13 protein-coding genes are annotated in these 12941 nt (G+C 72.8%); all 13 read left to right on the top strand.

From position 1 onward, the window contains the following. Window positions 1-232 precede the first annotated feature (232 nt). Window positions 233-1039, top strand: a complete 807-nt coding sequence (locus Q5425_RS44870) for a DUF4142 domain-containing protein (RefSeq protein ID WP_308678570.1) — start codon at window positions 233-235, stop codon at window positions 1037-1039. Continuing rightward, the gene (locus Q5425_RS44865) at window positions 1036-1884 is read left to right on the top strand and encodes a 4Fe-4S domain-containing protein (RefSeq protein WP_308678569.1); all 849 of its coding nucleotides are present in this window, start codon (window positions 1036-1038) and stop codon (window positions 1882-1884) included. The genes Q5425_RS44870 and Q5425_RS44865 overlap by 4 nt, the downstream gene beginning before the upstream one ends. Further along, a complete protein-coding gene (locus Q5425_RS44860) occupies window positions 1877-3148 on the top strand; it encodes an FAD-dependent oxidoreductase (protein WP_308678568.1) in 1272 nt (423 codons plus the stop codon). The genes Q5425_RS44865 and Q5425_RS44860 overlap by 8 nt, the downstream gene beginning before the upstream one ends. Window positions 3149-3181: 33 nt before the next feature. Beyond that, window positions 3182-3541 carry a hypothetical protein gene (locus Q5425_RS44855; RefSeq protein WP_308678567.1) on the top strand — a complete coding sequence of 120 codons (360 nt, stop codon included), beginning with the start codon at window positions 3182-3184 and terminating at the stop codon, window positions 3539-3541. Beyond that, on the top strand, window positions 3538-4203 hold the full coding sequence (locus tag Q5425_RS44850) for a DUF742 domain-containing protein (RefSeq protein ID WP_308678566.1): 666 nt from the start codon (window positions 3538-3540) through the stop codon (window positions 4201-4203). Before Q5425_RS44855 ends, Q5425_RS44850 begins: the two co-directional genes overlap by 4 nt. Window positions 4204-4227: 24 nt before the next feature. After that, window positions 4228-6084 (top strand): ATP-binding protein, encoded by a 1857-nt coding sequence (locus Q5425_RS44845; protein ID WP_308678565.1) that lies wholly within the window; start codon window positions 4228-4230, stop codon window positions 6082-6084. A gap of 23 nt (window positions 6085-6107) precedes the next feature. Then, window positions 6108-6551, top strand: a complete 444-nt coding sequence (locus Q5425_RS44840; protein WP_308678564.1) for a roadblock/LC7 domain-containing protein — start codon at window positions 6108-6110, stop codon at window positions 6549-6551. A gap of 64 nt (window positions 6552-6615) precedes the next feature. Beyond that, window positions 6616-7179 (top strand): ATP/GTP-binding protein, encoded by a 564-nt coding sequence (locus Q5425_RS44835; protein ID WP_308678738.1) that lies wholly within the window; start codon window positions 6616-6618, stop codon window positions 7177-7179. Between the two features lie 50 nt (window positions 7180-7229). Continuing rightward, window positions 7230-7616, top strand: coding sequence for a thioredoxin family protein (locus tag Q5425_RS44830; RefSeq protein WP_308678563.1), 387 nt, complete (start codon window positions 7230-7232; stop codon window positions 7614-7616). Window positions 7617-7648: 32 nt separating this feature from the next. Next, window positions 7649-8182: a peroxiredoxin gene (locus Q5425_RS44825; RefSeq protein WP_308678562.1), complete on the top strand. Its 534-nt coding sequence runs from the start codon at window positions 7649-7651 to the stop codon at window positions 8180-8182. Between the two features lie 206 nt (window positions 8183-8388). Further along, a complete protein-coding gene (locus Q5425_RS44820; RefSeq protein WP_308678560.1) occupies window positions 8389-9018 on the top strand; it encodes a response regulator transcription factor in 630 nt (209 codons plus the stop codon). A 104-nt stretch (window positions 9019-9122) separates the two neighbouring features. Continuing rightward, entirely contained in the window at window positions 9123-9743 is a 621-nt protein-coding gene (locus Q5425_RS44815) for a response regulator transcription factor (protein WP_308678559.1), read from the top strand. Between the two features lie 213 nt (window positions 9744-9956). Continuing rightward, a complete protein-coding gene (locus Q5425_RS44810) occupies window positions 9957-12770 on the top strand; it encodes an AAA family ATPase (protein ID WP_308678557.1) in 2814 nt (937 codons plus the stop codon). The last annotated feature ends 171 nt before the right edge of the window (window positions 12771-12941 follow it).

Raw genomic sequence — 12941 nt, 5'->3', positions numbered from 1 at the left:
TGTCCTCGGCGGACGGTGCTGTCCTTGGCCGCCGGCTTCCCGAAAACACCGTCGGACGGCCCGTTTTCCCGGCCGGAGCGGGCCCCGTGCCCTTGAGGGCACTGGCGTTCGACGAACTCGCCCACCGTGCCACCGCACCCTTCCACCCGATCCGGTGAAGGTGCGTAATGGGCACACCGAGTCCGTGGCCTGCACGGCTCGGGTACGGCACACCGGAAGGGAGTGCGCAGCCATGATTCCCCGTCGCACCGCAGCCGTGCCGCCGGCCGGCTCCGGGCCCCGGCGCGGCCGGGTCGCCCGGCTGCTGGCCGCCGTTGCGGTGCTGGGGGCGGTTTCCTCCTGCGGGATCTCCGCCACCTCCGGCTACAACCCCGCGGTGCCCGGCCGGGAAGACCAGAAGCGCACCAACATGGACGCTCCCTTCGGGCCGCTGTACCCGGCCGACATCGCGGTGCTCGTCGCCGTTTCGCAGGCGGGCTTCTGGGAAGCGCCCACCAGTGAGCTGGTGGCCGGGGAGAGCGCGAACCCGAAGGTCCGGGCGGTGGCCGCGCAGCTGGCCCGCGAGCACCACGTGCTCAACGCCGACAACGAGAAAGCCGCCGCGCGCCTCAACGTCCAGCTGCCCGAAGCCGCGACGCCGCAGCAGGACAGCTGGCGGCGGGAGATCGAGGCGGCCCGCGGCGACGAACGCGACCGGCTCTACGTCCGGCTCACCCGGGCCGCGCACGGCTCGGTCTACATGAAGGTCGCCACGGTCCGGGCGACCACCCAGAACGACGTGGTCCGCTCGCTGGCCCAGGTGGCCACCGAGTACGTCGCCCGGCACATGGCGCTGCTGGAGAGCACCGGGCTGGCCGACTCCGACTCGGTCGCCGTGCACGCCGGAACGGACGCGCCCTACCAGGCCACGCCGACGACCACCGAGATCGTCACCGGGGTCGGGCTGGCCCTGGTCGCGGCGTTCGGGACGTTGGTGGTCGTCCGGCTCGCCTCCCGCAAGACCGCGGAAGCGGCGGAAGAGGAAGCAGCACTCGAATGACCGGTTTCTTCGCGAGCGCGCCCGACGCGGTGCTGGCCGCCGGGTACACCTCGAACGACGCTGGGGTGCGGTCCGTGGTCGCGATGTCCGCGCGCCTGGCCTACCTGTCCATGTGCCTGACGCTGTGCTGGGGCATCCTGACCGCCACCGGGTGGATCCGGCGCATCACCGGCCACCAGGCCCTGCGCACCGGGCACGTCATGCTGGCGTCGTTCACCCTCGCCACCGCCGCCGTGCACGGGTTCGGCATGCTCTTCCTCGACGAGCAGGTCGTCGTGGGCACCCAGGTGCTTATCCCGTTCCTCAACGGCTACGTCCGCCACGGCATCGGCATCCTGTCCTTCGAGCTGATGGTGGCCATCGTCGTCACCGCGGGGATGCACCGGTTCATCCGCTACCGCAACTGGCTGCGCCTCCACCAGACCGCGTACGCGGCCATCGCCCTCGGGGTGGCGCACTCCTGGTGGGGCGCGTGGGCCAACGGCAACTTCCAGCTGGTGTGGCTGGCCGGGATCACCGTCCTGGCCCCGGTGATCGCCCTGACCACGGCCCGGTTCCTGCCGGTGCCCGTGCTGGTGAAGATCGGCCTGATCGGCGACGCGGCCACCGTCGCGCCGAAGCAGGTGGGCAAGTCGGCGCCGCTGAAGATCAGCGTCGACAACCAGCGCTGCCACCGCTACGGCTTCTGCCAGGCGGAGGCGCCGGACGTCTTCCAGCTGCGCGAGGACGGCAGGCTCGCCTACCGGCAGCAGCCCGAGCTGGCGCGGAACCTCGACGTCATCTCCGCGGCCCGGGCGTGCCCGATGCGGGCCATCCAACTGGAAGGGACGAACCACCGTGAGTGAGCTGCCCCGCATCGTGATCGTCGGAGCCGGGCTGGCCGGCATGTGCGCCGCCGAGCGGCTGCGCGAACTGGGGTTCGACGGGGAGATCGTCATCGTCGGCGCGGAGTCGACGATGCCGGTCTACCGGCCGGCGCTGACCAAGCAGTTCCTGACCGGCGAGCTCGGCCTCAAGGAGGTCATCACCGCGCCGACCCACGACCTCGACGCCCTGTGGCGGCTGAACACCGTGGTGTCCCAGCTGGACCCGCAGCGGCGCGTGGTGCACCTGCCCGGCGGTGAAGAGCTCGAGTACGACGGGCTGATCATCGCCAGCGGCGTCGAAGCCCGCCGGCTGCCCGGCGCGATGCGAGCCGGTTCCCGCGTTGCGGTGCTGCGCACCATCGCCGACAGCAAACGCCTGCGCCAGGCCCTCACCGGCGCCCGCGACCCGATCGCGGTGGTCGGCACCGGGTTCATCGGCTGCGAGGCCGCCTCCAGCATCCGCTCCCTCGGCCACAGCGTCGTGCTCATCGGCACTTCCAAGCTGTTGATGGGAAACCTGCTCGACGCCGGGCACGCGCAGCGGCTGACCGAGCTGCACCGCCGCCACCGCGTCCAGCTGCAGCTGGGCACGCGGGTCGAGCAGTGGGCGGCCGGCGGGTCGAAGGTGCAGCTGCGGCTGTCCAACGGACGGCAGCTGGACGCGGCTTTTGTGGTCGCCGCGGCCGGCTCGGTGCCCGCGGTCTCGTGGCTGCGCGACTCGGGGGCCGTGCTGGACAACGGCGTCGTGTGCGAAGCGACCTGCCACGTGGCCGGGCTGGAGGACGTGGTCGCCGCCGGCGACGTCGCCAGCTGGCCGAACCTGCGGTTCGACACGAAGCCGCGGCGCGTCGAGCACTGGACGAACGCGATCGAGATGGGCCGGGCGGCGGCGGAGAACCTGCTGAGCGGGCGCGGTTCGGCCACGCCGTTCACGCCGGTGCCGCGGTTCTGGTCCGAGCAGCACGGGCTGCGCATCCAGGCGGCGGGCATGCCCGCCGTCGGGAGCAAGCGGGAGCCGATGGACCCCACGACCCCGGGCGGCCACTCGCTGACCGGCTACTACCGCGACGACACCCTGGTCGGGGTGATCGGCTTCGACAACTCGGCGGCGGTGCTCAACTACGCCAAGACCTTCACGGACAAGGCGCCGCTGGGCGCGGCGGCCCCGCCGGTACCGGCGGCACCCGGACCCGTGACCCCGAAACCGAAGCCGGACCCGCGGCCCGAGTTCCTCCGCGTCTAGCCCGACCGAAGCCGAAGCCGAAAGGACGACTGCATGCGACCCAACGTCTTGGGGATCTTCTCCCTCGTCGCGCTGGCCGCCGCGGCCGCGCTCGCCATCCAGCAGTCACCGAACTTCTCCTCGCTCACCACGGGGTTGTCCATCATGACCGCCGATTCCCCGGACTACCGCTCCGTCGTCGTCCCGCTGCCCTACCGCGAAACGCCGCGGACGATCAGCGCGCCGGTGCCGGAGAAGGACTTCGCCACCGCGTGGTCGGCCGCGCCGCCGCCCTCGAGCGGCCCGGCGCCGGCGCCGGAACCGATGAGCGGCATGGAGATGGGCTCCTCCGGCGGGCACGACCCGTCGGCCGGCGTGGCGCCGTCGACGGGAGAACCGGTGGCGGGCCGATGACGGGGGAGGACCGGGCGGTGGCGGCCGCGGCGGCGGGGAGATCACCCGGGCGGCTCCCGGCCGCGGGGGAGCCGGTGCGCTTCGGCGGCTGGTCGGACTACGGCGAGTGGGCCGACCACGACTTCCGCGACCGCGGCGCGTCGGACGAACCGGGGGCCGGCGGCAAGCGGCCGATCGTGGTGGAGGTGATGACCGCGGTCGTGCCCATCCACCTGCCCGAGGAGCCGGCGGAGGAGTTCGAGATCCGGGAGGTGTGCCGGATCTCGCCGCCCGGCGAGGACGGGGCGGAGGCCGACTTCACGCTCGAGGTGGACCCCTCCGCGCTGGTCCGCCCGTACCTGGGGGCCGGCAGGCCGGCCAAGGCCGGAGCCGACCTGGGGCTGGAGACGATGATCGAGACGGTGCAGCCGTACGCCACGCTGCCGCTGAAGTCGCTCAGCGCCGACCAGCGGCGGGTGTACCGGACCTGCGCGGTGCCGCAGTCGGTCGCGGAGATCGCGGTGGCGATCGGGGCACCGATCGACCTGACCCAGCTGATCATCGGCGAGGGGATCGAGCGGGGGTTCCTCCGCGTGCACAGCACCGCGCCGCCCACCGTGGACGGCCTGCCGTCCCTCGAACTACTCCGGCGGGTCCACAGAGGACTGTCCCGGCTGTCCTGACCCGCCCTTTCCGACGGAGGAACGATGAACACCGATGCGATACGGAGACGCGGCCCCGAGCCGTTGCTGGCGCGGTTCGCCGTCCTCTGCACGGCGCTGGCCGCCTCGGCGGCCTTCGTCGCGGTCAGCCTGGTGTGGCCGGCCTGGTGGCCGCGGGTGGCCGGTCTGGTGCTCGCGGCCGGGGCGCTGGTGGCCGGTGCGCTGGTCTTCTCGGAAGCGCGACGGCGGCGCGAAGAACTGGAGAACCTGAACCGGGAGCTCGACCTGCTCGGGCGGCAGCAGCTGCCGGAACTCGTCGCGGACGTCGTGGCGGGCCGGGACGCCGACGGCAGCGGGCTGCGGCTGCCCGCCGTGCTGGACGAGCGGCTGGCCGGCCTGGCCGCCAACGTCGAGCGGGTCTGCACCGACGCCGTCCGGCTGGCCCAGGACCACGCCGAAATCCGCGCCGGCTACGCGGAGGTGTTCGTGAACATGTTCCGCCGCACCCAGACCCTGCTGCTGCGCCAGCTGCAGATCATCGAGGGGCTCGAACGCGACAACCGGTCCCCTTCGGACCTCAACCGCTTCTACCAGCTCGACCACCTCGTCATGCGGATGCGCCGGAACAACGAGAACATCCTCGTGCTCTCGGGCACCGAACTGGTGCGCAAGACGAAGGAGCCGGTGCCGGTCGAGGACCTGCTGCGGGCTTCGATCTCCGAGATCGACAGCTACCAGCGGGTCCGGTTGCTCTCCACGCCGTCGGTCCGGGTGTCGAACACGGCGGCGGGTGACCTCATCCGCATCGTGGCCGAGCTGCTCGACAACGCGACGTCGTTCTCGCCGCCGGACAAGCCGGTCACCGTCAAGGCGGAACTGGCCCGCCACCACGGCCTGTCGATCGGGGTGATCGACAACGGCATCGGGATGTCCGACGACGACATCCGCGACACGAACGAGCAGCTGCGGAAGCTCGGGTCCGCGGAGATCGCCCGGTCGCGCCGGCTCGGGCTGCTCGTGGTCGGGCGGCTCGCCGGCCGCCACGGGTTCCGCGTCGAGCTGTTCGGCGGTGACGACGTCGAAGGGGTCTCGGCCCTGGTCTCCGTGCCGAGTTCGGCGCTGGTGAACGAAGACGCGGTCCGCGCCACCCTGCCCGGCGACGTCGGCCGCAACCCGGCAGGCGGCCTCCGGCGGTCCGGGTCCCGGCCCGCTCCCGCCGGCGGCTCGTCGCGCCTCACCGGGCGCGGCCACCCGGTGGTCCCGGTGACCACCACGGTGCGGCGCCAGGACGCGCCGGCCGCCGAAGGCGCGCAGGCGCGGCGGCCCTCGGCGTGGCACGAGCGGAAGAAGGGCAGCGCCCCGCGCCGGCCGGGGACCGGGCTGAGCTCCACCGACCTCGTGGCCCAGGCCCATTCCGACGTGCCCGGCGAGCTGCCGACCCGGGTGCCCAACCGGCCCGCCGCGCCGGCGGGCACCACACCGCCGTCGGCGCCGCGCACGGCGTCGCGCTGGTTCGAGGCGCGCAGCCGGACGCGGCTGCGGGAGAAAGGGCCGGCCGGCGGTTCCGGGACGGCGGACGACGGGACGGCGCAGAACTGGCGATCGACGGCGGACCGGGCGTGGGAAATGGTGGAGAAGTCGCAGCACGAGCAGGACTACACCTACACCGAGGACGGTCTGCCGCTGCGCAAGAAGGGCGAGCACCTGTTCGCCGGCCGCGCGGACGCCGGTGCGGCGGCGGAGCCGGCCCGGACGCCGAAACCGATCGAACGCGACGCGACGCACACCCGGCGCCGGCTGTCCAGCTACCAGCAGGGCGTGCAGAAGGCCAAGGAGCAGGAGGCCCGCCTCCGCGGGACCGGGCACACCGGTGGCTGGACCATTCTCGAAATCGAAAAATAGCAATTGCTGAACGGAGAGCTGTCATGGTCGAAAACGACGAGTCCCTGAACGAGTACGCGTGGCTCATCAACGACTTCGTGGAGCGCGTGCCCGGCGTCGCGCACGGTGTCGCGGTGTCTTCGGACGGCCTGCTCATCGCGTCGTCGAGCACACTCCCGGAAGACCGGGCCGACCAGCTCGCGGCGGTCGCCTGCGGCTTGGTGAGCCTGACCGAGGGCGCGGCTCGCTGCTTCGAGGCGGGCAACGTCAACGAAACCATCGTGGAGATGGACGCGGGCACCATGCTGCTGATGGCGATCAGCGACGGCTCGTGCCTGTCGATCCTCGCCGACCCCGGCTACGACATCGGCCAGATCGCCTACGAGATGGCGCTGCTGGTGGACCGGTTCGGTCACATGCTGACCCCGGAGCTGCGGACGAACGAAGCGGAGCCCACCACGGCCGCCGCCGGTACCCGGGCGAACTAGCTTCCTGCATCGGAAAGGGACTCAGATGACCAAGCACAGGGTCGGGGGCTCCGCCAAGAACTCCATGACGACCTCGAAGATCGTCGTGGCCGGCGGCTTCGGCGTGGGGAAGACGACGTTCGTGGGCGCGGTCTCCGACATCAAGCCGCTCACCACCGAGGCGATGATGACGGTGGCCAGCGGGAAGCTCGACGACACCGAGCGCCTGCCCTACAAGGGCAAGACCACGGTCGCGATGGACTTCGGCCGGGTGGCCCTCGACGACGAGCTGCTGCTGTACCTGTTCGGCACCCCGGGGCAGGAGCGGTTCTGGTTCATGTGGGACAGCCTGGTCCGCGGCTCGATCGGCGCCGTCGTCCTGGCCGACACCCGCCGGCTCGCCGACGCGTTCTCGTCGATCGACTTCTTCGAGAACCGCAACATCCCCTACGTCGTGGGGGTGAACACGTTCGACGGCATCCTCCACCACCCGCTCGAGCACGTCCGGCGGGCCATGGCGATCGACCCTGCCGTGCCGATCTTCCGCTGCGACGCGCGGGAGCGCGACGAGGTCAAGGAAACCCTGCTGGGACTGATCGAGCACGTCATGAAGAAGGTCGAGCAGGTCGCCCAGCCGTCGATGACGTAGGCGGTGCGATCCGCGCCCGCACTACCCACTGAGCGAAGAAAGGACGGCCGATGGCCGAGGAAGAATCCGGGATCGTCGCGCTCGACGTGGCCAAGTTCGCCGAGCTGACCGAGTCGGACGGCGTGATCGTCATCCACCTGTCGGCGGATTGGTGCACCCCGTGCAAGGCGTTCACCAGCGTGTTCCACGCGACCGCGGAAAACAATTCCGGGGACGTCGTGTTCGCCTCGCTCGACACCGACACGCAGCCCGAACTCGGCGCCGCGTTCAACGTCAAGTCGATCCCGACGATCGCCGTGATGCGCGGCGGCGCCCTCATCTTCACGCACGAGGGTTCGCTGAGCGAAGAAACGCTGAACGACGTCATCCGCCAGGCCCGCGCGGTCGACGTCGAAGCGGTCCGCAAGTCCATGGCCGCCGCCGACGCGGCGGAATAGCAGCCCGCCACGGGTGGGGAAAGGCGACGCCAGTGGGAATCAGGATCGGCACCCGAGCTCCGGATTTCACGCTCGACAGCAACCAGCTGGAGCCCGTCACGCTGTCCTCCTTCGCGGGGGACAAGAACGTTCTGCTCGTCTACTACCCGCGCGCGTTCACCCCGATCTGCCGGGGTGAGCTGTGCCAGCTGCGGGACGAGATGGAGCTCTACCACCGCTACGACGTCCAGGTGATCGGGGTGTCGGTGGACTCCCCGTTCTGCCTCAAGGCGTGGGCCGAGCAGCAGGGGTACCCGTTCCCCCTGCTGTCCGACTTCTGGCCGCACGGCGAGGTCGCGACCACCTACGGCACCTTCGACGACGCCGCCGGCGTCGCCCGGCGGGGCACCTTCCTGATCGACACCGAGGGCATCCTCCGCTTCGCGCAGGTGCAGCAGGAGGACGCCGCGCGCGACCAGGGCGAGTGGAAGGACAAGGTGGCCACGCTCCTCGGTCCCCGGAACCTGTCCGGCATCGCCATCCCCGAGGCGCCGGGCAGCTGGATCACGGTTCCCGGCGAATCCTGAGGCGGCCGTGCGGCGGGCTTGCGCCGCACGGCCGGCCCGCCACCCCCCGCCACCGGCCTGCCGTTGTTTTGAACTGAACTGTTCAAAACAGACCTTCACCGCTTCGACCAGCGGCGACGGGGTTCGTTGCGGCGAATAGAGGGTTTGTGAAGGAGTACCGGCCACGCTCGGTGCCGAAGCCGGAACAGTCCGAAGGGAGCGGTGGCGTGGGTGTGGTCGAGGTCCTGGTGCACGCGACCGACGAGATCAGCGCGGCGGGCGTCGAAGCCATGCTGCGCGGGCACGAGAAGCTCCGGCTCGTGCCGGAGGACCCGGAGCGCCCGCCGGACGTGCTGGTGGTGGTCGTGGACGGGGCCGTCGGCACGAGCGCGTTCGCCCGCCTCCGCCGCTTCCGCGCCGGTGGCACGGGGCCGCGCGCCGTGCTGGTGGCCGAGCGGTTCCGGGCCGAGGACCTCCTGCCCGTCGTCGAGTGCGGGGCCTCGGCGCTGCTGACGCGCCGCGAGCTCAAGGAGGGGACGCTGGCGACCGCGATCACCGCGGTGAGCCGGGGCGCCGCCCTCATGCCGTACCGGCTGCAAGGCGTGCTGCTGGACCAGATCAGCCAGCTGCGTTCGCAGGTGCTCGCCCCGGCGGGCCTGACGCTGTCGGGGATCGAGACCCGCGAGCGCGATGTCCTCCAGCTGATCGCCGAGGGCTACCAGACCGACGAGATCGCCGATCGGCTCACCTACTCCGAGGGCACCGTCAAGAACGTGCTCTACGGCATGATGGCCCGGCTCCGGCTGAACTCCCGTTCCCACGCCGTCGCCTACGCCATGCGCGCCGGCGTGATCTGACCGATCGCGGCCGCCCCCGTGGCGGCGAACCAGGCAGAACCGCAGAACCGCAGAACCGCAGAACCGACGACCCGCCGGGTCGTCGCCGATCGTGGAGGTCCGAAGTGGAACCGGTGCGAGTGGGGGTCCAGGCGGCCGACTCGATCACGCAGCTGGGACTGACCAGCTACCTGCGCACGTGCGGGCAGGTCCGCGTCGTCGAGCGCGCCGAGCTGACCGAGCGGGACGTGCTGGTGGTCCAGGCCGAGCGGATGACACCGCAGGTCGCCGCCGAACTGCGCGCGGAGAGCCAGGCCGCGGTGCCGAAGGTGCTGCTGATCGACGAGCTGCGCGACAACGACGTGCTGAACGCGGTCGAGTGCCGGGTCGTGGTGGTGCTGCCGCGCAGCCGGACCACGGGGGAGGCGCTCGTCGAAGCCGTGATCGCCGCCGCGTCCGGCCGCGGGGTGCTGCCACCGGACCTGCTGGGCCGGCTGCTCGACAGCGTCCGGCGGCTGCAGCACGAGGTGCTCACCCCCCGCGGCTTGGGCGCGGCGGGGCTGACCGCGCGTGAAGTGGACGTGCTCCGGCTCATGGCGGACGGGCTGGACACCGGCGAAATCGCCGGGCGGCTCTGTTATTCCGAGCGCACCGTGAAAAACGTGATCTACGAGCTGACCAGCCGGCTCAACCTGCGCAACCGGCCGCACGCGGTGGCCTACGCGGTGCAGGCCGGGGTCATCTGATCCGTCCTGTGTCCAGTTAGGACAGAGAGCGCTTTCCTGAACGCGTCCCGGACACCGGCCCTGCCGGTGCCCGGGACTTGCGCGTGCGCGGGTTTTTTCGTTTCCCGGATGAAGAATTCGTTGAGCCGGCCCTGGTGGAATTTCGCAGGGTCCGCGAGTGGCGGCGGACGGCCCGGGCACCGGACCCGGGACCGGAACCGAAGGGGACGGGTGATGACGCGTCGGCGTGGTGGGCTGGTGGGGCGGCGAGCGGAACTCGACGCCGTCCTCGAGGCGGGCGGCGCCGGCCCGGTCCTGGTATCCGGGCCGGCCGGCAGCGGGAAGACCGCGCTGCTGCGGGAAGCCCGCCGCGTCCTGGCGGCCCGGGGAACGCCGGTGCTGGACGTGCCGGTACCGGCGGACGGACCGGCGTGGGACCGGTTCGGCTTCCGCGCGGTGCTCGGGGCGGTGCGCGAGCAGTACGAGTGCTTCGACGCCGACCCCCGGCTCCCCGACGCGCTGGACGAGGTCAGCCGGCTGTGCACAGAGGACGGTTACGCCGACCCGTGGACGCGGTTCTGCCTGCTGCACGCGATGAGCACGCTGTTCACCAGGCTGAGCGCCACCGCGCCGGTGACCGTCGTCTTCGACGACGTCGACCGCCTGGACGAGCCGGCACTCGCGGCGGCCCCGGTGCACCGCGCCGGGCACGCCGTGCTCGCGTCGGCCACGGCCCCGCTCGGCCCCGCGTTCCCGCGGGTGGTCGAACTCGGGCCGCTGCTGCCGGACGAAGCCGCGAGCCTGGTGCGGCGCCAGGGAAAGGCGCCGGTCACCCCCGCCGCCGAGACGGCGGTCCGGCAGGCGCTCGGCCCGCTGTGGGGCAACCCGGGAGCGGTGGTCTCGACGATCGCCGGCCTGCGCGAGCGCGGGCAGTGGGAGACGGTGGACGGCTTCGCCCGGCTGACCGGGCCGGCGCGACCGATCACCCTGCCGGCGGCGCACCCGGCGTTCGCGGTGCTCGCCCCCTTCGGGGAGGTGGGCCGCCGGATCGTGCTGCTCGCCTCGGAACCGGGCGGCTTGGCCGCCGAAGACCTCCGGTACGCGGCCGCCCCCGGCGCGCGGGCGGGGCAGGCGGTCGACGCGCTGGTCGCGGCCGGCCTCCTCGAGTGCGACCCGGCCGGGACCCTCCGCTGCCGCGTCCCCGCCTTCGCCGCGGCGGTGGCCGAGGCGGCGGGAAGCGGTGCCCGCCAACGGCTGCACCGGGAGATCGTCGCACGGCTGCTCGAAACCGGCCCCCGCGAGGACGTGCTGGCGAGGCAGCTCGCCGCGGCCGGACCGGCCGTCCCGCGCCGCCCGGAGTTCGCCGAGCTGCTGCGGACCGCGGCGAGCGCGCTCAGCCCCGGTTCACCGCTCCGGACGGGCCACCTGCGGGCCGCTTGGTGGCACACCGCATCGGGCGCCGGGCGCATTGCCCGCCAGGCGGAGCTCGTCCGGCACTTGGTTCGCGAGGCGGATTATCCGGCCATGGCTGAATTCGTGGCCGAGGCGGTGCAGGACGGGTCTGATGAGGGGGAGCGGGTTGCGGGCGCCGTGCCGGGTGGTGGTGAGCAGGTTCGGGGCGGTTTCGAGGGTGCGCACGACGGTCCGGTTGCCGTTGGGCGGGCCGCGTTCGCCCTCGAACCCGAAGCCGCGCAGGACGGGCTTGGCGATGGAGAGCAGGTTGCGCGAGCGCTCGGGGCTCCGGCGTCGCGGGCCGTGGCGGTTGCCGTTGGGCGGGCCGCGTTCGCCGTCGAACCCGAAGCCGAGGCCGCGCAGGACTGGCGGGCCGGGCTCGCGCTCGCGGCCGTGCTCGCCGCCGTCCACACCGGACAGCCCGTGGCCGCCGGCGTCCGCGCCGAGCTCGGGCGGAGCGGTGCGGCTCGCGAGGTGCTGCTGCCGGCCGACCGCTGGTTCGCCGGGGAGCGGGTCGAGCCCGCCGATGTCGTCGCCGCGCTGCTGCCGGTGTGGCAGCGGTTCGGCGTCCCCGCCCCGCCCGGACGGGCGGCCTGGTCCGGGCGGCGGCACGGCGCCCCGCTCGCCGACGCCTGCGCCGTGCGCGACCTCGTCCCGGTGCTGGCCGCCGTGCTGGGGGAGGACTACCGCGTGCCGGCGGCCGGGCCGTTGGCGGCCTACCACCGGGTGCGCACCGCCTACGCCGAGGGGCGCTGGACCGAAACCCTGGCCGCGGTCGAAGAACTGGAGTCGTACCAAGCCGTCGACGAGCTCGCCCGCGAACACGCGCGGCTGCTGGCGGCCGAGGTGTGCGGCTGGCGGGGCGAGACCGCCCGGGCGGCCGGGTGGCTCGCGCGAGTGCCGGAGCACGGGCACTTCCCGCACCTGAAAGCCTGGGTGCAGGCCGGGTTGTGCCACCACGCGCAGGAACCCGAGCAGGCGTTCGAAGTGGGGCGGCGCGCGTTCCGGGCGCACCCCTTCTCCCGCGACGAACTCGGGGCGTCCCGGCTGTTGCTGCGCCTGGCTTGGCTCGCCGGCCGCGTCGAGGACACCGGACCCGCCCGCGTGGTCGTCGGCGTGGCCGAGAACTACCACGAGAACCGCAACTCGGCGCGTTCGTTCGGCGTCCTGGCCGCGGTCCGCGGCTTGGCCGCCGGCGACGAGACGGAGATCCGCACGGCCGAGCGGCTGGTGCGGCGGCGCGGCGACCACGAGCTGGTGCTGCTGAGCGAGCCGGCCGTCCGGCGCCCCCGCGGCTGGCTGCGGGAGGCCTACGAGAACACCCGCGCCGGCGGCGCCGCCCGCACGGCCCGCGAACCCGAGCCCGCGACCGCGACCGCGACCGGCCGGGCGGCGGCGTTGTCGGTGACGGAGCGGGAAATCCTGCAGCTGATCCGCACCGGCCAGACCAACCGGCAGATCGCCCGCACCATCCGGATGAGCGAAAAAACGGTGGAGAAGCACCTTTCCCGCCTCTTCGCCAAGGCGGGGTGCCGGACCCGCTACGGCCTGGCGACGTCGGGGCTGGGCCGCCACCCCGACGCCATCGGCGCCTGAGCCCCGCCGAAACCCCGGCGGGAGTTCGTGAGGGATCCCCGGCAGGAACGCCCGCCGCGGACGTCCGGGCCCACCGGAGGCCCACGGGGCGGGTCACAGTGGACGGTGTCCCGCCGGACCCGCTCCGCACACCGGTCCACAGTGGTCAGCCGCCGGCGAGCGGCGGAAGAG

Source organism: Amycolatopsis sp. A133, from assembly GCF_031082405.1.
Classification (GTDB): Bacteria; Actinomycetota; Actinomycetes; order Mycobacteriales; family Pseudonocardiaceae; genus Amycolatopsis.
The sequence above is the reverse complement of the archived record's forward strand: the minus strand, read 5'-3'. Positions and strand labels throughout refer to the sequence as shown.